Here is a 21010-nt window from a genome sequence, read left to right as displayed (position 1 = left end):
GCGGCACGCCAACGGCCCGGCGGCTGGTAAAAGCATTTCCGCCGGACCATTGGCTACAAGGACATGTGTGCTGATGACATGTTTTGTGTTGCGCTCACGTTGTTTGGGGTGGGTGTCCTCCTCTCGCCGGCCCGCACGACGCAGCCGCTTCAGGCGCCTGTGTGCGGGCGTTACTTATCCTGCAGAGACGGGCCTCAAGAGACCTTGCGCTTGCGGAGAGCCAGGAGTCCTGCCACCAGGAGCAGCAGGGCCAGGGGCACCAGGGATCCATCCCAGCCGGTCTTGGCGAGGCTGGTGTTGGCTGTCCCGGTGTTGCCGAGGGCGGAACTTCCCGTGGCAGGGTTGCTGAGCGGGGCCGTGACGGTGGCGATGGCTCCGCTGACGGCCCTTGAGCCTGCGGAAGCTGCCGGGACGTCGCCCGTGCCCGCGTTGTTGGTCCCGGGGTCAAGGGTGCCGGCATCGCTGGCCGGGCCATCGCTGCCGTTGCCCGCAGGATCGCCTGCGCCGGGGGTGCTGGTTCCCGGATCAAGGGTTCCGGAATCTCCGGTGGTGCCGTCGGCCGGGCCTGTGGTGCCCGTGCTGTTGTCAACGCCAAGTCCGGTGCCGAGATCAATGCCGAGGTCGGCGGCGGCATCCAGGCCGCCACTGCCTGCAGTTCCGGTGCCCAGGTCAACGCTGGCATCGACTCCACTCGCCGTGTCACCGGTGGTGTTGGTGCCGAGGCCGAGGTTGACGTCTGCCGCGGCTGCCAGGTCGGTGGTTCCGGTGGTTGCGGGGTCGGCGGCGGTGCCGAGGGTTACGGCTGCGTCGACGGCGAGGCCGGTGGTGCCGGTGGTTGCGGGGTCGGTGGCGGTGCCGAGGTTTACGGCTGCGTCGACGGTGGTCCCGGTGCCTGTGTTGGTGCCGAGGCCGAGGTTGACGTCCGCTGCGGCGGCCAGGTCGGTGGTCCCGGTGGTTGCGGGGTCGGTGGCGGTGCCGAGGGTTACGGCTGCGTCAACGGTGGCGGTTCCTGTGCCGGTGGCGTTGGTGCCGAGGCCGAGGTTGACGTCTGCCGCGGCGGCCAGGTCGGTGGTCCCGGTGGTTGCGGGGTCGGTGGCGGTGCCGAGGGTTACGGCTGCGTCAACGGTGGCGGTTCCTGTGCCGGTGGCGTTGGTGCCGACGCCGAGGTTGACGTCCGCTGCGGCGGCCAGGTCGGTGGTGCCGGTGGTTGCGGGGTCGGTGGCGGTGCCGAGGGTTACGGCTGCGTCGACGGTGGTCCCGGTGCCTGTGCCGGTGGCATTGGTGCCGAGGTTGACGTCCGCTGCGGCTGCCAGGTCGGTGGTGCCGGTGGTTGCGGGGTCGGTGGCGGTGCCGAGGGTTACGGCTGCGTCGACGGTGGTCCCGGTGCCTGTGCCGGTGGCGTTGGTGCCGAGGTTGACGTCCACGGCGGCGGCGACGCCCGTTGAGCTCGACGGCGTTGGGTCACCCAGCAGGCCCAACGACGTCGAATCAGTGGGCGCCGCCGAGATGAGGGCGGACGCGGAAAGGTCAGTCCCGCTGGTTGTGTCCGCTGCGTTTGCGGCGGTGCAGCCGAAGGCCAGAAGGCCGCCGGCAAAGAGGGTGCCAAGCAGCCCCCTGCGAAGGTTGGTACTCATGGTGATTACTCCTGAAAAGTTGAGGTTCGGGCGCGCGATCCGCTGCCCGTTATGCCACGTGTTGCCCGAAAAGGGCAGGCGGCCTCAACTAGTCAGGTGAAGAACCGGGGTCGAACGATACCGGAGCAGGGAGGTGCTCGGAAGCCTCCCCGGCGGGGGCTGCGCCGGGGTGTTCAAAACCAAAGTCGAACGGGCTAAGCCACGCGGCGGCCCCGGACGGACCTCCGGATGATCCGCCGCTGCCCGTACCGGACGCAGGGACCGCAGGAACCCGGTCAGGCAGCTGCGCCGGGTCAACGGGAAGGGATTGCCCGGAATCAGGATCAGCGGAGGCAGGCATTGCCGAATACTGCCCGAATATGCTTGCCAGGGCAGCATTACCCGTGGTCTGCAACCTGGCGTCGTCCCAGACCCCAAGCTCGTTCAGCAGCGCCCCGGAATCCGGGCCCGGTTCCGACGGTGTTTCCAGGGCGGCCGCGGGCGCTTCCAATGGCGCAGGCTGGGCAACCTCAGGATCCGCGATGACCACGGCAGGAAGATCTGCTTTTAGGGCGTTGATGGGCGGAGCAGGAAGGGCCACTGTGGAGGCGCCGGTCAGGAGATCAGAAATGGGCTGGAGCACGGGAACGGCCTCGGCTGCGGGGGCCACAACCACCTGCACCGCCCCGGTCGTCGCGGCATCGGCAACCTCAGCAAGCGGAGCAGACACTGTGGAAACAGTTCCCGGCGGAACCACCTGCTCCAGCACGGGAGCGCCCGCGATGGCGTTGTCCGCCAGTCCGGAAATCCGTGCGGCTACAGGTTGCGCCAGCCCGGGTTCAGCAGTAACTCCCGCCGCGGAGCCGGCAGGAGGCGGTGAAACCGTATCCGCAAGGCTATGGGCCAGGGATAGAACCGTGCCGGTGGCACCGCCTGGGAGGGACGAGGAGTCCGATCCGGCGTCGGCGGATGCTGCCGTGGACGAAAGCGTCAGCCACATGACTGCCGCTGCCCCGGCGAGGAGGGCCGGGCGCATGGCACGCCATGGCGAACTCATTCGAGCCATACGTACCACCCCCCAGTGACCGGTGCAATCGATGCTGTCTACAGGGTAGGACCGGACATTCCGGGAAGTCTAGGGGTTGGCGCAAACAATCGTGGAAATCGGCCCAAGCGCTAGTGGCTGTCGTTGGGGTACGTTACGCCCAATTGCGCGCGGACGCCGTCGAACAGCCGCATCGTGTTCAGCGAATCCTCGAGAGGCATCACCGGGCTTTCGGTGAGTCCCTGTTGGACACACCGCATCACTTCGCGCAGTTCGTAGGTATAGCCCTTTCCCACAACGTCGAACGTTTCCATCCGGCGGTTTTCCCACCCATTGGCGATGATGAGTTCGCGCGGACTGTTGATGGATCCGACGCTCTGCAGGAACCCCAGGCTTCCGGCAACAGTGGCGGTCCGGGGACCATGCGCCAACAGCGATGAGCTGAGTTGGACCTGGGCTGCGTGGCTGTAACCGAGAGTCATCGCGTTTTGGGCGTCCACGCCGTCGTCGTTAACGAACCCCGTGGCGCTCACAGTCTGGGGAAAGCCAAGGGTGCCAAGCGCCCAGAGGAGTGGATAAACGGACAAATCCAGCAGCGCACCGCCGCCGTCTTCGCGCGCCCAGAGCCTGGCGGTGGGTGAGTACGGCGCAGGAAAGCCGAGGTCGGCGCTGATCCAGTGGATATCGCCCAGTTCACCCGAAGCGGCAATTTCGAAAGCCCGCTGCATTGAGGGCAGGAACCGGCTCCAGACTGCTTCCATCAGGAACAGCTTCCGGCTCCGGGCAACATCGATGAGCTCGGCCGCTTCGCGGGCGTTGATGGTGAAGGCTTTTTCGCACAGCACATGCTTGCCGGCGTTGAGGGCGGCGAGGACAATCTCGTGATGCTGCGCGTGCGGCGTTGCGACGTAAACCACGTCCACAGCGTCATCGGCGAGGAGCCGCTGGTAGCCGGGAACACCGTCGTCGTCCCCGTAGGCTTTCTCAAAATCGTAGGCAACTGCGAACGCGTCCGCGGAGTCCTGCGCCCGGGAACTGACGGCGTACAGCCGGGCGTCCCGGAGCAACGCGAGATCCTGTGAGACGGCGCGGGCAATGCTGCCCGTTGCGATGATTCCCCAGCGAAGCGGATCCCCCGTGGCGGACCGGGGGTCCTGGTCAGGCTGGCTGGTCAGCCATGGCGTGGCGATGGGAGCAGTCATATCGCCATCCTGTCACAGCGCTGCCGGTGGTGGGGACTGCGTAGCCAAGAGTGGACACGGGAACGGAACAAAGGGGCTCAAGGCCAGGGCGTATTGCCCGCACCTTGAGCCCCGGATGCCTTAGGCGGTGGCGGCGACGGCGGGCCGGCCCCTGACGGGTTCCTCCGTCAGCTTGCCCTGCTGCAGGCGGAAGCGGCGGTCGGTCTTGTTGGCGAGGGCCCGGTCGTGCGTCACCACGAGGATGGTGGTGTTGTGGTCCCGGCTCAGCGAGCTGAGGAGCTCGATGATGTGGTCGCCGGTTTGCTCGTCCAGGTTCCCGGTGGGCTCGTCGGCGAGGATGAGCTTGGGTTCGTTGGCCAGTGCCCGGGCAATGGCTACGCGCTGCTGCTCGCCGCCGGAAAGCCTGTTGATGCGCCGCTCATGCTTGGACGGGTCCAGCTGGACCTGTTCCAGCAACTCCTTTGCGCGCTGCAGCCGGGCTGCCTTGCGCATTCCGGCAAACTCCATGGGCAGCATGACGTTATCCACGGCTGACAGGTTGGGGATCAGGTTGAACTGCTGGAATACGAAACCAATATCGCGCCGGCGGTACTCGGTCAGTTTGGCGTCCGGCATCCTGGCGAGGCTCACACCGTTGACCACCACGTCTCCGCTGGTGGGTTTGTCCAGGGCACCCAGGAGGGACAGCAGGGTGCTCTTGCCGCTGCCGCTCTTGCCTACGATCGAGGCGAGGCTGCCTTGCTCCAGGACGAAGCTGACGTCGTTGACCGGCTTGATGGTGCGGTCACCTGAGTTGAAGGTGCGGACCAGGTTCTTGACTTCAATCATGGCTATTCTCCTCGCAGGACTTCGATGGGACGGATACGCGCCGTGAGCAGCGCGGGAACCAGGGCGCCGACGATGGCGACGCCGAACACTGCAGCAATGCCACCGGCGATGACTTCAGGTGATGCGCTCGCGGTCACGGAGTTCAACAGCTGGGAGGCGCCGCCAAAGGGACCGCCCTGGCCGCCGGGGAAGCCCCCTGCCCCGCCCGGGAACCCGCGGCCGGTGGTTGTGGCGGCAGTGGTGGTGCTGTTGCTGCTGATCAGGGCCGAAGCAATACCGCCGCTGGCGAATGATGCGATGGCGGCTCCCACTGCGCTGCCCATGGCGGCGAGCACCAGTGCTTCCAGGACGAACTGGAGGCCGATGGTGCGGTTAGGCGCGCCGATGGCTTTCAGCACGCCGATCTCGCGGCGCCGCTCCCGGACCAGCATCACCATGATGAGCAGGATAATCAGGCCTGCAGTGCCAAGGGCGGCGATGAATGCGATGAAGGAGATGTTCTTGACGCTGTCCAGGGAGCTGACGGCAGTCTGCAGGTTCTGGCCCTGTGTGACGTCTGCCTTGTCGGTGCCGAGCGCCGTTTGCAGTGCCGTCTTGGTGGAGGCCACATTGTTCATCGAGTTGACCGTCACAATCATGCTGGACAGCTCACTGGGCGTCCCGGCCAGGGTCTGGGCGGTGGGCAGCGTCACGTACACGGCGTTATTGCCGAACGCGGTGCCTGCGTCGAACAGTCCGGCGACCGTGTAGGTCTGGTCGTTGATGGTGAAGGTGGAACCGATGGCGAGGTTGTTCTTCTCAGCCAGGGTTGTGCCGAGCAGCGCGCTGGTTGATGCTGCTGAGTAGTCGCCAAGTCCGGAGCCCTGCGTGATGTTCAGCGCCTTGCCCGTGCTGTCCACCTCGGCGCCGATCCCGGTGGCGGTGATTGGCAGGGACCTGACCGCCTGCGTGCTTCCGGTGGATCCCGTGGTCCCGTTGGCCTGCTGGTTGCGGTTGCCCAGCGTGCCGGCGTCCACCGCCGCAGTCAGGCTGGTGGTCAGGGTGGCTGCGGACTGGCCGCCGGGGGCGCCCTGCCCGCCGCCGGGACCGGCCTGGCCTGTCTGGCCCGCCGCTGCCTGCGCTGCGGCTTGAGCGGCATTGCGGAGGCGGAGCGATGAGGTCCCGACGACGGCACTGACGTTGGGCACGGCAGCGGCGGTGGCTGCCTGGTCGGCGGTGAGCGGCTCCCCGCCGCCTTCAAAACCTTGCCCGCCGGCAGGGTTGACGGTCAGGACGGTGCCGACGGAGGCGTTGAGCTCCTGGACTTTAGCTCCGACTGCCTGGTTTGCCACCAGCATGGCCAGGGCCAATCCAATGGCGACGGCCAGGACCGCGACAACAGCAGCGGTGCGGACCTTGTTTCTGAAGGCATTGCCTACGCTTCGGGCGAGGACGCTCACGTTACTCCTAGGACTCAGGTGCCGGCGCGGAGGGCCGGCTTCGAATCAACCCTCCCCGGGCATGCTGTGCAGGAATCCGGCCAAACCTGTGTTTGTGCTGTGAAGTGAGATTTCCGGCAGATCGCAGGTCCTGCGGTAGGTTCACCGCGGCGGGCCGCGGCCCTTCGCCGTCGCTTAGACACCTCCCGACGCGGCGTTCCGGTCGCCGGGCGACCTCCCCGCCGCTTTGGTCGGCGATGCGCTCCTACGCGAAGAACCGCGCCCCTCCTTGTGCCCAGGCACCAGCCGGGACCAACCCCTTCTCGTAGGAGCGCATCGCGGCGCATCAGGTCCAGGAGGTCGCTCAGCGACCGATGGGGCCTCTATGCGTTGTGTCTAAGCGACGGAGAAGGGGATGGTCCCCGCGGACTGGACCACGGCCGGTTGAGCCACCGCAAACACCTATGAGGTGAGCACACTTGCCGGGCTGAAGGCTGCGCTGGCCAACCATGGCGAGCCCACGGCGCCGAAGGTGGTTTACGTCAGCGGCACCATAGACGGCAACCAGGCACCGGAGGGTCGCATCCTCGGGGAACAGGATTACGCGCCTGGATACGACATCACCAAGTACATGTCCTGCTTCGGGCCGGAGGGCAAGGTGTGGAGCGACCAGGCCTTCGATTACTGCAAAAAGCAGCGCCAACTGCGCCAGACGGGCAGCAACAACATGAAGCGGCAGATCGAGGTCAGCATCCCCAGCAACACCACCCTCGTCGGGGTGGATGGCGGCGCTGGCTTCGTGGGCGCCAACATCGTGATCCTTAGCGCCTCGAACGTGGTCATTCGCAACCTCAGCATTGAAGCGCCCGTGGATTTCTTCACCACATGGTCTCCCGACGACGGCGACGGAGCCTGGAACGCGCGCTTTGATGCTGTCTCTTCAGTGACGTCCAACCACGTTTGGATAGACCACGTCCACCTGTCCGACGGCAGGTTCCCCGACAGTGAGGCGCCGATGGGTTTCCGGAACAAGCCTGCCAATCGGCACGATGGACTGCTGGACCTTAAGGACGGCACCGATTTCGTCACCGTTTCGAACAGCAGCCTGTCCAACCACGACAAGACCATGCTCCTGGGATCGGGTGATGAGCACGTGGACAAGGACGGCGGGAAGCTTCGTGTCACATATATCGGAAACCTCTTCGAGAACATCCAGCAGCGCGGACCGCGCGTACGCTTCGGCGAGGTCCATGTGGTGAACAACTACTTCGTTGGCAGCACGGATGATCCCGAGTACCCCATGATCAGCGAAGGGCAGGGCGGCCACAGCTACTTCCTCGGCGCCGGCTATGAATCACGGATCTATTCCGAACGCAATGCCTTCGAATACACCGGACCCGGCGCTGACCAGAGCGTCATGGTCAGCAGCTACAACGGCAACCGTTTCAGCGATACGGGGTCGTGGTTCAACGGGTCCGAAGCCGATCTGAACGCCGTCGCCCGTGCCTCCTTTGAGCAACATCGTGCGGAGGCTCTGGCTGGGGCGGAAGAGACCGGAACTCCTGCCGCGGACTGGACCGGCTGGGACTTCACCACGGATGTGGGCTGGAATCCTGCCGACGCCTACGGCTACAAGGCATTCACCACACCGGAGGCCGTGAAGAACCACGCACTGCAGTTCACCGGACCGGGAGTGCTCCGGGTCCAGCAGTAGGCAGACGCGGGAAAGCCCGGCCCACTTCACACGAAGGGACCGGGCTTTCCTGCTGCCGGTTCTATCCGGCTCTCCTAAAGGGCGCTACTTGGTGATCGGGCCGAGGACGGGATCGTCGACGTAGGCCGTCTTCACATTGTCCTTGGTCACGATGACCGGGGGCAGGAGGTAGGCCGGAACGGTCTTCACCTTGTTGTTGTAGGACTTGTCGTCGTTGATCTCAGGCGTCTTGCCGGCCTGGAGATCCTTGACCATGGTGATTGCGTGCTCCACGAGCTTGCGGGTGTCCTTGTTGATGGTGGAGTACTGCTCCCCGGCAAGGATGGACTTGACCGATTCAACCTCGGAGTCCTGTCCGGTCACGATCGGCAACGGCTTGCCGGCAGCCTTGACCGAGGTCAGGATTGCACGGGCCAGGGTGTCGTTCGGGGACAGCACGCCGTCCAGTGAGGCACTGGTGTAGCTGCCGGCCAGCAGGGTGTCCATGCGCTTCTGGGCGTTCTCGGCCTTCCAGCCCTGGGTGACGGCCTGTTCGAACGTCTTCTGGCCGGAGACAACGTTGAGGGTCTTGTCGTCGATCTTCGGCTGCAGGACACTCATGGCGCCGTCGAAGAAGACCTTGGCGTTGGCATCATCAGGGGAGCCCGCGAAGAGCTCGATGTTGTACGGCCCGTTCGGCTTCTTGGTCTTCAGACCGTCCAGCAGGGCCTGGCCCTGCAGTACGCCGACCTTGAAGTTGTCGTAGGCCACGTAGTAGTCCACGTCCGGCGTGTTGAGCAACAGCCGGTCATAGGCAATGACAGTGGCGCCGGAGTCCTTGGCCTGCTTCAGCTGCGTGCCCAGCTGGGCGCCGTCGATGGCACCCACGATGATAACCTTCGCACCCTTGGTGATCATGGCGCTGATCTGGTTCTGCTGCTCCGAAACGCCGCCATTGGCGAATTGGACGTCGGCCTTGAAGCCGGCTCCGTTGAGCCCATCGTTGAACAGCTTCTCCGCGAGGACCCAGTTCTCGCTGGTCTTCTGGGGAAGCGCGACGCCGATGTCGGAGTTCTGGGGAAAGCCGCTGGCGCCGCTGCTGGATCCGCTGCCGGAATTGTCAGCGCGGCCGCAACCCGTCAGAGCCAGGGCCGCAATCGCAGCAACTGCCGCAGCCTTTCCTGTTTTACCAAACATTCGCATTGTTGGGGTTCTCTTTTCTTTGTGTTGGATAACTCGATCAGGATGCGGGTCTCAGGCTTCCCTGGCGATCGCTTCCTTGGTGGAGGTGGTCTCGTCGGGTTGGAGCGGGTTGCTCGGGCCACCGCCGGAGGAGCGGTTGAAGTTCCTGGTCAGCATGCCAATGATCGACGTCTTGCCCTGCGACTTGTTGTAGACATCGAAGGCGACCGCGATCAGGAGTACCAGGCCCTTGATGATCTGGGTCAGGTCGGCGCCGACGCCGAGGAGTTGGAGTCCGTTGTTCAGGACCGCCATGACGAGGCCACCGATGATGGATCCGATCACGGTGCCCACGCCGCCGGTCACGGCTGCGCCGCCAATGAAGACTGCAGCAATGGCGTCGAGTTCCCAGCCGACGCCGTCGAACGGGCCGGAAGCGGTGGAGCGGCCCACGAAGATCATGCCGGCCAGGCCGGCCAGGATGGACATGTTCATCATCACCAGGAAGTTGACCTTCTTGGACTGGACGCCGGAGAGCTCAGCCGCATGGCGGTTGCCACCCACAGCGTATATATGGCGTCCCACCACGGTCTTGGAAGAAATGAATCCATAAATCAGGACCAGGACCGCGAGGATCAGGCCGGGGATGGGGAAGGAGGTTCCGGGACGGCCGGTGGCGAAGAGGTCTGTGGCGTACAGGATGGCGGCGCAGATCAGGACCAGCTTCAGGACAACCACCCAGGTTTCGGGAACCTCGGCGCCCAGGGCCTTGGCCGTGCGGCGCCGGCGGACTTCGCTGAAGATGACGTAGGCCACGGCTGCGAGGCCGATCAGCACCGTGAGGTTGTTGTAGGACGTATTGGGGCCGACCTCAGGCAGGTAACCGGAGCCCAGGTACTGGAAATCCTGTGGCACGGGAATGGTGTTGGACTTGCCAACGAACTGGTTGAAGCCGCGGAACAGGAGCATGCCGGCCAGGGTCACGATGAAGGCTGGAATGCCCACATAGGCGGTCCACCACCCCTGCCAGGCACCAATGAGCGCGCCGAGGAGGAGGCCCACGAGGACGCCCAGGTACCAGGGGATGCCCCAGTCACGGATGGCTATCGCAACGGTGACGCCCACGAAGGCCGCCACTGAACCGACGGAAAGGTCGATATGGCCTGCGATGATCACCAGCACCATGCCGATGGCCAGGATGAGGATGTAGGAGTTGCCGTTGAAGAGGTTGATCACGTTGCCGGGGGTCAGCGTCCGGCCTTCAGTGGCTATCTGGAAGAAGATAATCAACGCCACCAGGGCAAAGATCATGCCGAATTGGCGGGTATTGCCACCAAAGAGCTTCTTGAGCGCGTTCATTGTTTCAGTCCTTGTGTCCGGAAGGTCTGGAGTGGTCCAGAGGGTCAGGCGGCGGCTTTACGGGCGGAGGTCATCAGCTTCATCAGGCTTTCCTGGCTGGCCTCGTCTTTGTTCAGGACACCGGTGATGGCGCCTTCGAAGATGGTGTAGATACGGTCGGAGAGGCCCAGGAGTTCGGGGAGCTCCGAGGAGATGACGATTACTCCCTTGCCCTGGTTGGCGAGCTGCTGGATGATGCCGTAGATCTCATACTTGGCGCCGACGTCGATGCCGCGGGTGGGTTCATCCAGGATCAGCAGGTCGGGGTCGGTGAACATCCACTTGGCCAGCACCACTTTCTGCTGGTTCCCCCCAGAAAGCTTGGCCACCCCTTCCTCAACGGAGGGCGTCTTGGTCCGGAGGGACTTGCGGTACTGTTCTGCGACGGTGAATTCCTGATTCTCGTCCACCACGAAGTGGCGGGTGATTTTCCGCAGGTTCGCCGACACCGTGGTGGTCTTGATATCGTCCAGCAGGTTCAGGCCCAGGGATTTGCGGTCCTCCGTGACATAGCCCAGCCCGGCGTCAATAGCCTGGCGGACGTTCTTGAGGACGATCTCCTTGCCGTCCTTATAAATGTGCCCGTCGATGAACCGGCCGTAGGAGCGGCCGAACACGGACCGGGCCAGTTCTGTCCGGCCGGCGCCCATGAGCCCCGCGAAACCTACGATCTCGCCGCGGCGTACGTAGAAGCTCGAGTTCTTGCACACCAGCCGGTCCTGGATGTTGGGGTGGCCCACGGTCCAGTTCTTGACCTCGAAGAACACGTCGCCGATCTTGGGGGTGTGGTCCGGGAACCGCGATTCCAGGGTGCGGCCCACCATGCCCTTGATGATCCTGTCCTCGTCGACGCCGTCTCTTTTGACATCGAGCGTTTCGATGGATTTGCCGTCGCGGATGATGGTGATGGAGTCGGCGATCTGCTCGATCTCGTTGAGCTTGTGGGAAATGATGATCGAGGTGATGCCTTTGGCCTTCAGGCCCAGCATCAGGTCCAGCAGGTGCTGGGAGTCCGACTCGTTCAGGGCGGCCGTGGGCTCGTCCAAAATAAGGATCTTCACGGACTTGTTCAGCGCCTTCGCGATTTCCACCAGCTGCTGCTTGCCGACGCCGATTTCCTTGATGGGGGTGTCGGGGTCATCACGCAGGCCCACGCGCGCCAGCAGGTCCAGGGACCGCAGGCGGGCTTCAGCCCAGTCGATCACGCCGTGTTTGGTGGGTTCGTTGCCCAGGAAGATGTTTTCCATGATGGACAGTTCGGGGATCAGCGCGAGTTCCTGGTGGATGATCACGATGCCGGCGTGTTCGCTGGCCCTGATGTCCCGGAAGTGCTGGATCTGCCCCTGGTAGACGATGTCGCCGTCGTAGCTTCCGTACGGGTAGACGCCGGACAGGACCTTCATGAGGGTGGACTTGCCGGCGCCGTTTTCGCCGCAGATGGCGTGGATTTCGCCGGCCTTAACCCGCAGGCTCACGTTCGACAAGGCTTTAACGCCGGGGAACTCTTTGGTGATGGACCGCATCTCAAGGATGACCGGATCCGTATGCGTGGTCTGGGACGTCATGAGCCCTAACCCTCCAATGCAATGACTTCTTTGTCCGGCCGGCAAAGCGCAGGGCCGTCTGAACCAAAAGTAAACTGGATCACAGCTGTTGTCGTCAAGTCTTTAACGCAATTGCCGGATAACAAAATGGTCTACGACCTACGGATCCCTGCATGTTGGAACACCAAAGCGGCCGCTCCCAGGGCTTCGGCGCGGTCGCCCAGCGAGGACATGGCCAGGGTGGTGGTTTCGCCGATCACCGGCACCGCATGCCGGATCAGCCCCCTGCGGATTGGGTCCAGCAGGATGTCGCCGAGGCCTGCCAGCGGCCCGCCCACCACGATGACTTCGGGGTTGATCAGGTTGGCCACGTTGCCAAGGGCGCGACCCACAGCCAGGCCCGCGTCGTCCACCACGCGGAGGGTTGCGGAGTCCCGGTTCAAGGCTTTCCTGACGATGTCCGCGGGCGTCAAGGGCCGGTCCTCGCCGCGGCTCAGGAGTTCGATCATGGTGGTGGTGGACGCGATGGTTTCCAGGCATCCGCGGTTCCCGCACCTGCACACCAGCCCTTGCTCGTGGATGGTGGCATGGCCGATTTCGCCGGTGATTCCCACGTTGCCGTAGTACGGCGCTCCGTTGAGGATCAAGCCGGCGCCGATGCCGGAACCGATCTTCAAAAACAGCAGGTTGCTGACCCCCGAGTGCTGCCCCCACGTGACTTCGGACCACGCGCCAAGATTCGCGTCGTTGTCAACAAACACCGGGATTCCCAGGGTTTCCTCAAGGTGCTGGAGGATGTTGATGCCCACCCATTCGGGAAGGATTGCCCCCTGCGCGACTGTACCGGTCCGACGGTCTATGGGGCCTGGAATTCCGACGCCGGCGCCCACCATGTAGCTGCGTTCCACACCGCTTTCCCGGAGCAGTTTCTCCAGCAGTTCCACCGCCGCCTGGATGCCGTCGCCTGCCTGGTGGCCGAGGGGGAGCAGTACGGATTCTTCGGCAATGACGTGGTAGCTGAGGGAGGCCAGGACCACCCGCAAGTGCCGGCGGCCGAAGTCAATGCCGACCGCCACGGCGCCGTTGCTGTTGAGCCGTACGTTCAGTGCCCGGCGGCCGGAACTGGTAATGGGTTCGGTGGAGGCCAGGCCGGAGTCCAGCATGATTTTGACGATGTTCGAGACGGTGGCGGTGGACAGCCCTGTCTGCCGGGCGAGCTCCGCCTGCGTGGACGGACCCCCCATAAGTGCCTCAATGATCCGCTGCTGGTTCAGCTGCCGCAGGGCTGACTGCGAGCCGGGGTTCTTGGGCTTGCTCCTCGTTGAGCGCGTGGTTGCGGACATGCTAAGAAGATTGCCCTATCGCTCCTCTTGCAGTCAAGAAGTTAACGCATAACGACGGGAGTACGGGGTGCGGAGGGCGGCTGGGCGGTGCCGGCTGACGCGGCCGTGCATTCCGTCCCGGCGCGGGGGTGGGCGGGTCCAAACGACCCAGCGCTGTATCGCCGCCGCTGGCTACGCTGGAGGGAGTGAACAGTCCGGCCCGTCCACTCCAAATGGACAGGCGTATAGAAGGTGGTAATGATGCTGCTGTCCGTCCTGCAGGCGAATGCCGCGGTCCTGGACGTTGAGGCCAATCTCCGGACCATTGATGTGGCCGCCAGCCGGGCCGCCCGCGCCGGCGCCGGCCTGCTCCTGACGCCGGAGCTGTTCCCCGTGGGCTACGCTCCGTTGCGGCTGCGAAACGAGCTGGACCCGGCAACCCTTCCCGCCATCCGCGATAGGCTCGCCGGAATCGCCCGCCGCAACGGGATCGCGCTCGTCTACAGCGTTCCGGCCGAAGCTGCCGAAGCCGCCGAACCAGCCGAAGCAACGGAAGCTGCCGGGACCGCCGGGGCCGGCGTCGTCAGCGAGGGCGGCTCGTCCCAGGGCATGGGCCGCGTGGGTTCTCCCGACTGGAACATATCCGCGTCCCTGGTCGATGCCACCGGCGCAGAACTTCTTCGATACGCCAAGGTGCATCTCTTCGGCGACGAGGAACGCAAGGCGTTCGTCGCGGCCAACGAGCCGCCCGCCGTCGTCGATTTCCTCGGCATTCGGACCTCGCTGCTGATCTGCTACGACATCGAATTCCCCGAAGCCGCCAGGGCGGCTGCCGCCCGCGGCGCGGAGCTGCTGCTGGTGCCCACCGCCTTGTCGGCGGGTTTTGAAACCGTGCCCCAGGTGCTTGTCCGTGCCCGCGCGCTGGAAAGCCAGCTGACCGTGGCATACGCCAACCACTGTGGCACCGAAGGGTCCTGCACGTTCGGCGGGGGAAGCGTGGTGGCGGGGCCGGATGGCCGCCTGCTGGCCGAAGCGGGAAACGCTCCGGAACTGCTTTTCGCCACGGTGGATCCGGAAGCCGTCCGCGCCGCCAGGGACGAAGTGCCGTACCTCAGGGAGCGCCGGCCGGAGCTGTACCGCGAATGGGAGGCCGGCCTTGCGCCCGAACCTGACCGGCCCGGGGATAACCTGCCCTAGCCGCTGCCCGCCATCCCATCGGTCACCCCGTCCGCGTACTGCAGCGCGATCCACAGCTCTGCCCGCACCTGCGCCTGGTTCAGGTCCATTCCGAGCAGGTCGGCAAGGACCCCGATCTGCCGCCGCACACTGTTCCGGTGAAGTCCCAGGAGCTTGGCGGAGCCGTCCCAGCTGCCGTTCTCGGTAAGCCAGCCGCGCAGGACTGCCAGCAGGGGATCGCGCCGGTCCGGTTCCAGTGCCAGGACCGGATGCAGGAGCCGTTCCGCCAGCATGGTACCGGCTTCGCGGCCCAGCAGCCCGGCCACCGACCACTGAACCTCGTCGGCGCGCACGCTTTGTCCACTTCTCTGCACTTGGCTCCGCAGGGAGCTGGCACCCTGATATGCGGCGGCCAGGCCGGTGAGTTCAGTGGGTTCTCCGATCACCAGGCGCCACCCGAGTTTCTCGACCTCGTCGAGCAGGGAGTCGTCCACCCTCAGCCGGGTCACCGCAGCGAATCCGTAGTCGGTGATTTCCACCAGCTTGGTATCGAACAGCCGCCGCCACTGCAGGAGTTCCCTGACCGGGCTGTCGCCTGCAGGCCACTCCGGAGCGTCCATCTTGATTCCCTGCACTACCCGCATGCCCGCGGACCGGGTGGAGGAAAGGCTCTGCGCCATCAGATCCCGGAGCGCGTTCAGGTGCCTGCTGCCTCCGTTCGTGAGGCTTTCGGGGTGCAACAGCACGGCCGTGGCCAGTTGGCTGGGGGCCAACGAGCCGCTGGTGCGCTGCCGGACCAACAGCTCGAGGAGGCCGACGGCGGACTGGACCACGTTGTTCTGCGCCGGTGTCAACGGGGCGTCTGAACCGAGGACCAGGGCGCCCAGGTTGGCATCCTTGGTGCTGCGCAGCGGATGGCCAACCACCAGGGCCGAGCCGGGCTGGTCGAACCCGTCCATCTCCACCCGGGGGCCGCTGCCGGACAGCAGGCGTTTAAGCATGGGTTCCAGCAGGGAAAGTTCGACGGCGGGGCTGCCGCCACCGCTGGTGCCGCGGGCCCGGATCCGGCCGTCCGCTCCCACCATCACCGCCCAGACGGGCACGCGCTGGACCAGTGCCGCCAGCAGTTCGTGTTCCGGCCTGGGGGAGAGGACTGCGCGCATTAACTGCCGGTTGGTCTCTGCCAGTTGCCGGAAGACCCTTGCATTGTCGGACTCAAGAAGCTGCGAGAACTGAAGGCCAATGGCCGCGAAGGGGAGCGATTCCGGCACTTCGAACAAGGTGAGGTTATGCCGGCGGCACGCATCGATGAGTACCTCCGGAACGGCGTCGAAGTACGGCCTGATTCCGAAGCCCAGGGCGGCCACCTTGGCGTCCACCAGCCGCCGGACGTACGCGTCCACGCTGGCGGCCGCTCCGCCGTCGCCCAGGAACGGAAGGCCCGCCGTCAGCAGGAACTCACCCTCCGGGAGGTAGGGCGTCGGATCCTCCAGCTCACTGGGCTCAACCCACCGCAGCAGCCGTCCGCCGCTGCCGCCGTCGTGGAGCGTCGTCAACAGCGGCGGCAGCTGGTCAAGGAACTGTTGCAGGGTGACGAAGCTCAGCCGGCCGGCGGCCGCGGGCTCAGGAAGCATGGCTCTTCGAGGCGGCGCATAAGCCTGCCGGGCCCGCCGCAACCGGGGTCGGGTATTGTGCATAAAGTCTCATGCCTGGCTACTATAGGTCATTTTGCACCGTCCTGAGAGTTGGCTCACATGCCAACCTTGGTGAGGGGAAACCGACAACTACTCTGAAGGGACGTCAACGGTGACTGTGCCTGTGACCACCGAAAAACCAATTGCGCCAGGAGCATCCCGGCCGCGGCTGGCGGACCAGCTCCTGCGCCGCAAACCGATCGGCCAGATGGTCAGTGAAGCTGGAAGCGGTGAGGGCGGCACCGCGCTGGTCCGCAGCTTCGGCGTCCTCCACCTCACCATGATCAGTGTTGGCGCCACGCTCGGGACCGGCATCCTGGTGATCCTTGGAGAGTCGGTGCCGCTGGCCGGGCCGGCCATCTGGATCTCGTTCGTCATTGCCGGCGTAGCCGCGCTGCTCTCCGCGGTGTCCTATGCCGAAATGGCCGGCCTGGTTCCGGTGGCAGGCTCCAGCTACTCCTATTCCTACGCCACCATGGGTGAAGGCATGGCATGGATCTGCGGGTGGTGCCTGGTCCTTGAGTACGCCGTTTCCGTGGCCGCAGTAGCTGTCGGTGCCGGCCAGTACGTCAATGAAGCACTGGCGGCGTTTGGGCAGGTGCTCCCGGATGCCATCTCCCAGCCTCCCGGCGACGGCGGACTGGTGAACATTCCGGCGATGGCCATCGTGGTACTGGCCATGGTCCTGCTGGTCCGCGGTGCCCGGGAAAGCGCATGGATCAACACGGCCGTCGTCATCATCAAAATCGGCATCCTGCTCCTCTTCTGCGCCGTCGCCTTTACCGCCTTCAACGCGGGCAACTTCGAACCGCTCATGCCCATGGGGGCCGCAGGCGTATCCGCCGCCGCATCCCGGGTGTTCTTCTCCTACATCGGATTCGACGCCGCATCCACCGCAGGCGAGGAAGCCAGGAACCCCAAGCGCGACCTGCCCCGCGCCATCCTGCTGTCCATGGTGATCGTCACCAGCATCTACGTCCTGGTGGCCGTCGCCGCTATTGGCGCCCGGCCCTGGGGCTGGTTCGACGGAACCGAAGCCGCGCTGGTCCAGATCCTCGAGGAGACCACCCACCAGCCGTGGATCGCACTGGTCTTCTCCGTGGGCGCAGTCCTTGCCATCGCCAGCATCGTGCTCACTGTCCTCTACGGCCAGACGCGCATCCTGCTCTCGATGTCCCGCGACGGCCTGGTGCCCAGGGTCTTCAGCCGCGTCTCACCCCGGACCGGCACCCCGGCCGCCGGTACCCTCATCGTGGGCATCGCCGTCGCCCTGACCGCAGGCCTCGTCCCGCTCGGCGCCCTGGCCGACGCCACCAGCATCGGGACGCTCTTCGCGTTCGCGCTGGTCAACGTCGCCGTCATCTACCTGCGCCGCAACCGCCCCGACCTGGAGCGCAGCTTCCGGGTGCCCCTGTACCCCGCCACCCCGGTGCTGGGAACGCTCATGTGCGCCTACCTGATGGCGAACCTCGGCGCCGATACGTGGGTTGTCTTCGGCGCATGGATGCTGGTGGGGATCGCCATCTACTTCGGCTACGGACGCCGGAACTCCAAGGTAGCGGCCCTGAGCGAGCTCGACTACCGTGAACTGACCGCCAAGGCCCCGAGCCAGGAACCTGTGAAAGCAGAAATTTCATGACCATTGCCACCGAATTGCCGGCTTTTGATCCCTCCAGCACCTCCAGCCGGCAGGAAGCAGCACCAGGACCGGGGGCCGGCGGCCAAGCACCCATCACTATGCTGAACCCCGACTTCCCGTTCAGCTATGACCACTACCTGGCCCACCCGGACGGCATGGGATCGGTCCCGGCGGAGTTGTACGGCACCGAAGTGGCCGTGATCGGAGCCGGGCTCTCCGGCCTGGTGACGGCCTACGAGCTGATGAAGCTTGGCCTTCGCCCGGTTGTCTACGAAGCAGACCAGATCGGTGGCCGGCTCCGCACCGCCGCCTTCCCGGCGGCGCCCGGCGTGGTGGCAGACCTCGGCGGCATGCGGTTCCCGGTCTCGGGCAAGGCCTTCTACCACTATGTGGACCTGCTCGGCCTGGAAACCTGTGACTTCCCCAACCCCCTCGCCGAGGCCACCTCCAGTACCGTGATCGAGCTGGCGGGCAAGAAGCACTACGCGGAAAAGCCGGGCGACCTTCCGCCCTTCTTCCGAGAGGTTGCGGACGCCTGGAAAGCGGCTGTCAACGACGGCGCGAAGTTCACCCAGATGCAGGACGCCATCCGCTCACGCGACACTGCCCGGATCAAGGAACTGTGGAACGAACTGCTGCCCCTGATGGATGAGCAGACCTTCTACGGGTTCATCGCCGCGAGCGACTCCTTCAAGAAGGCAGGGTTCGCGCACCGGGAAGCCTTTGGCCAGGTGGGATTCGGCACGGGCGGCTGGGACACGGACTTTCCCAACTCCATCCTGGAGATCCTCCGTGTGGTGTACACCGACGCGGACGACCAGCACCGGTTCATCCGCGGGGGAGCGCAGCGGCTGCCCGAGGCACTCTGGCAGCACGCGCCGTCGGACCTGGTGCACTGGCCCGCCGGCACCTCCCTTGCCTCGCTCCACTCCGGCTCGCCCCGCGGCGCCGTGGGGAAGATCAGCCGGGACCCGGACGGGAACCTGCGGATCCGTGAACGCTGGGGCCGCGAGGCCAGCTACCCGGCAGTGGTGAGCACGTGCCAGTCGTGGCTGCTGTCCACCCGCATCCACACCGAGGAAGCGTTGTTCCCCGCCGAACTGTGGACCGCGATGGAGCGCTCGCACTATATGCAGTCGTCCAAGACGTTCGTCATGGTGGACCGGCCGTTCTGGAAGGACACCGACCCGGAAACCGGCCACGAGGTCCTGTCCATGACCCTGACGGACCGGCTGAACCGCGCCACCTACCTGCTGGACAACGGCCCGGACCAGCCCGCCGTCATCCTGTTGTCCTATACGTGGAACGACGACGCCCTGAAGTGGCTTGCGCTGGACGCGGACGAACGCGTGGAACTGATGCTGCACTCGCTGGAGCAGATCTACCCGGGCGTGGACATTGCCGGCCACATCGTGGGGCAGCCCATCACCGTGTCCTGGGAGGCGGACCCCAACTTCATGGGTGCCTTCAAAGCCAACCTGCCCGGGCACTACCGCTACCAGCAGCGGCTGTTCACGCACTTCAAGCAGGACGCGCTGCCGGAATCCCAGCGCGGGATCTTCCTGGCCGGCGATGACGTCTCCTTCACTGCCGGCTGGGCCGAAGGCGCCGTCACCACAGGCTTGAACGCGGTATGGGGCGTGGTGAACCACCTGGGCGGCTCGTCAGCTCCGGGCAACCCCGGCCCGGGCGACCTGCTCGACGAAATGGGGCCAATCAGCCTGGACTGACCCAGGCAGACTGGGTCAGGGGTGGAGCTCGCGGTGTTTCGCCGCGAGCTCCACGTACCGGGCAGCGTTGGCGCGCACGCCGTCGAACTCCTCCTCTGTCAGTTCCCGGCGCACCTTGGCGGGGACCCCCGCAACCAAGGAGCGTGGCGGAACCACTGTCCCCTCCAGGACGACGGCGCCGGCCGCCACCAGCGAGCCGGTACCGATCACGGCACCGTTGAGGACCGTTGCGCCCATCCCGATGAGGCAGTCGTCCTCCACGGTGCAGCCATGCACGACGGCGGCGTGCCCCACGCTGACCCGGTCGCCCACGGTGCAGGGGAAGCCGGGGTCGGCGTGCAGCACCACGTTGTCCTGCAGGTTGCTGCCGGCACCCACGGTGATGGCGGCGGTGTCGGCGCGGACGGATACCCCGTAGAACGCGCTGGAGTCTGCGGCCAGGGTTGCATTGCCGATGATCGACGCCGACGGGGCGATGAACGCTGATTCATGGACGGCGGGGGAGTTGCCGCCGAAAGGGTAGAGAGGAGCCATGGCTTCACCCTAAGCCACCCCTGCACCCAACTGAGCGGCAGTCGATGCCGTTTTGAGGCCCCAAAACGGCATCTGCTGCGAGTTAGTTGAAGACCACCGTCCGGTTGCCGTCCAGCAGCACCCGGTGCTCGGCATGCCACTGCACGGCCTGGACCAGGGTGCGCCCCTCCACGTCGCGGCCCATCTGGACGAATTGCTCCGCCGTGCGGGCGTGGTCCACCCGGATGACTTCCTGCTCGATGATCGGTCCCTCGTCCAGGGCGGCCGTGACGTAGTGGGCCGTGGCGCCGATCAGCTTCACACCGCGCGCATGGGCCTGGTGGTACGGCTTGGCGCCCTTGAAGGACGGCAGGAACGAGTGGTGGATGTTGATGGCCTTGCCCGTCAGCTCGGTGCAGAGCTCGTCGGAGAGGATCTGCATGTAACGGGCCAGGACCGTCAGTTCGATGTCGTGTTCGGCGATGATGCCGCGCAGCTTGTCTTCCGCCTGGGCCTTGGTGTCCTTGGTCACCGGAATGTAGTGGAACGGGATGCCGTAGAACTCGGCGAGCCCGGCGAGGTCCTGGTGGTTGGACACAATGGCGGGGATCTCGACAGGCAGGGTCCCGGAACGCTGCTGGAAAAGAAGGTCGTTGAGGCAGTGCGCGGAGGTACTGGCAAGCACCAGGGTGCGCACCTTGTCGCCGACAGTATTGAGGCTCCACTGCATGGCGAACGCTTCCGCCACCGGCTCCAGCGCGGCGCGCAGCTCCGACTTGGAAGCTGCGGTGGTGACCTCCACGCGCATGAAGAAGTTGCCCGTTGTGGGGCTGCCGTACTGCTGCGAATCGGTAATGTTGCACCCTGCCACCAGCAGTGCTCCGGCCACGGCGTGGACAATTCCGGGACGGTCCGGGCAGGACAGGGTTACTACGTACGCTTGGTTCAGCAGCTGTTCATTCACGCGTAATAGCCTACCCGCGCCGCGGGCGCCGGTTTTGATAGGCTGGAAC

16 protein-coding genes are annotated in these 21010 nt (G+C 65.3%); 4 read left to right on the top strand and 12 right to left on the bottom strand.

Annotation, left to right across the window (positions count from 1 at the left end):
* Positions 1-194 precede the first annotated feature (194 nt).
* From QF050_RS18345 to QF050_RS18325, 5 genes are all read right to left on the bottom strand, one after another.
* Positions 195-1634 carry a hypothetical protein gene (locus QF050_RS18345; protein ID WP_308931701.1) on the bottom strand — a complete coding sequence of 480 codons (1440 nt, stop codon included), beginning with the start codon at positions 1632-1634 and terminating at the stop codon, positions 195-197.
* 88 nt (positions 1635-1722) lie between these two features.
* Entirely contained in the window at positions 1723-2670 is a 948-nt protein-coding gene (locus QF050_RS18340) for a hypothetical protein (RefSeq protein ID WP_308931700.1), read from the bottom strand.
* 119 nt (positions 2671-2789) lie between these two features.
* A complete protein-coding gene (locus tag QF050_RS18335) occupies positions 2790-3860 on the bottom strand; it encodes a Gfo/Idh/MocA family oxidoreductase (RefSeq protein WP_308931699.1) in 1071 nt (356 codons plus the stop codon).
* A gap of 120 nt (positions 3861-3980) precedes the next feature.
* Complete coding sequence (locus QF050_RS18330) at positions 3981-4688, bottom strand: ABC transporter ATP-binding protein (RefSeq protein WP_308931698.1); 708 nt, start codon at positions 4686-4688, stop codon at positions 3981-3983.
* Positions 4689-4690: 2 nt separating this feature from the next.
* Positions 4691-6127: an FtsX-like permease family protein gene (locus QF050_RS18325; protein WP_308931697.1), complete on the bottom strand. Its 1437-nt coding sequence runs from the start codon at positions 6125-6127 to the stop codon at positions 4691-4693.
* A 448-nt stretch (positions 6128-6575) separates the two neighbouring features.
* Between QF050_RS18325 and QF050_RS18320 the strand changes: the two genes are divergently transcribed.
* Positions 6576-7820 (top strand): polysaccharide lyase family 1 protein, encoded by a 1245-nt coding sequence (locus tag QF050_RS18320; RefSeq protein ID WP_308931696.1) that lies wholly within the window; start codon positions 6576-6578, stop codon positions 7818-7820.
* Between the two features lie 84 nt (positions 7821-7904).
* Here QF050_RS18320 and QF050_RS18315 read toward each other — a convergent pair whose 3' ends face one another.
* The 4 genes from QF050_RS18315 to QF050_RS18300 all read right to left on the bottom strand — a co-directional run bounded on the left by QF050_RS18315 (position 7905) and on the right by QF050_RS18300 (position 13266).
* Entirely contained in the window at positions 7905-9002 is a 1098-nt protein-coding gene (locus tag QF050_RS18315) for a substrate-binding domain-containing protein (protein ID WP_308931695.1), read from the bottom strand.
* Positions 9003-9053: 51 nt separating this feature from the next.
* Complete coding sequence (gene mmsB, locus QF050_RS18310; protein WP_308931694.1) at positions 9054-10340, bottom strand: multiple monosaccharide ABC transporter permease; 1287 nt, start codon at positions 10338-10340, stop codon at positions 9054-9056.
* A gap of 44 nt (positions 10341-10384) precedes the next feature.
* A complete protein-coding gene (gene mmsA, locus QF050_RS18305; RefSeq protein WP_308931693.1) occupies positions 10385-11944 on the bottom strand; it encodes a multiple monosaccharide ABC transporter ATP-binding protein in 1560 nt (519 codons plus the stop codon).
* 131 nt (positions 11945-12075) lie between these two features.
* The gene (locus QF050_RS18300; RefSeq protein ID WP_308931692.1) at positions 12076-13266 is read right to left on the bottom strand and encodes an ROK family transcriptional regulator; all 1191 of its coding nucleotides are present in this window, start codon (positions 13264-13266) and stop codon (positions 12076-12078) included.
* A gap of 240 nt (positions 13267-13506) precedes the next feature.
* Between QF050_RS18300 and QF050_RS18295 the strand changes: the two genes are divergently transcribed.
* Positions 13507-14442, top strand: coding sequence for a nitrilase-related carbon-nitrogen hydrolase (locus QF050_RS18295; protein WP_308932214.1), 936 nt, complete (start codon positions 13507-13509; stop codon positions 14440-14442).
* Here QF050_RS18295 and QF050_RS18290 read toward each other — a convergent pair.
* Complete coding sequence (locus tag QF050_RS18290; RefSeq protein ID WP_308931691.1) at positions 14439-16055, bottom strand: PucR family transcriptional regulator; 1617 nt, start codon at positions 16053-16055, stop codon at positions 14439-14441. The genes QF050_RS18295 and QF050_RS18290 overlap by 4 nt on opposite strands.
* A gap of 172 nt (positions 16056-16227) precedes the next feature.
* On the opposite strand from QF050_RS18290, the gene QF050_RS18285 reads away from it, so the two are divergent.
* Positions 16228-17754 carry an amino acid permease gene (locus tag QF050_RS18285; RefSeq protein ID WP_308931690.1) on the top strand — a complete coding sequence of 509 codons (1527 nt, stop codon included), beginning with the start codon at positions 16228-16230 and terminating at the stop codon, positions 17752-17754.
* Complete coding sequence (locus tag QF050_RS18280) at positions 17751-19484, top strand: FAD-dependent oxidoreductase (protein ID WP_308931689.1); 1734 nt, start codon at positions 17751-17753, stop codon at positions 19482-19484. Before QF050_RS18285 ends, QF050_RS18280 begins: the two co-directional genes overlap by 4 nt.
* Positions 19485-19499: 15 nt before the next feature.
* Here the strand turns inward: QF050_RS18280 and QF050_RS18275 are convergent, their stop codons facing one another.
* A complete protein-coding gene (locus QF050_RS18275; protein ID WP_308931688.1) occupies positions 19500-20018 on the bottom strand; it encodes a gamma carbonic anhydrase family protein in 519 nt (172 codons plus the stop codon).
* An 82-nt stretch (positions 20019-20100) separates the two neighbouring features.
* Positions 20101-20961 carry a formyltetrahydrofolate deformylase gene (gene purU / locus QF050_RS18270; protein WP_308931687.1) on the bottom strand — a complete coding sequence of 287 codons (861 nt, stop codon included), beginning with the start codon at positions 20959-20961 and terminating at the stop codon, positions 20101-20103.
* Positions 20962-21010 lie beyond the last annotated feature (49 nt).

Source organism: Arthrobacter sp. SLBN-112 (genome assembly GCF_030944625.1).
Lineage (GTDB): Bacteria > Actinomycetota > Actinomycetes > Actinomycetales > Micrococcaceae > Arthrobacter.
Note: the sequence above shows the minus strand (reverse complement) of the source record. Positions and strands in the feature narration are given on the sequence as shown.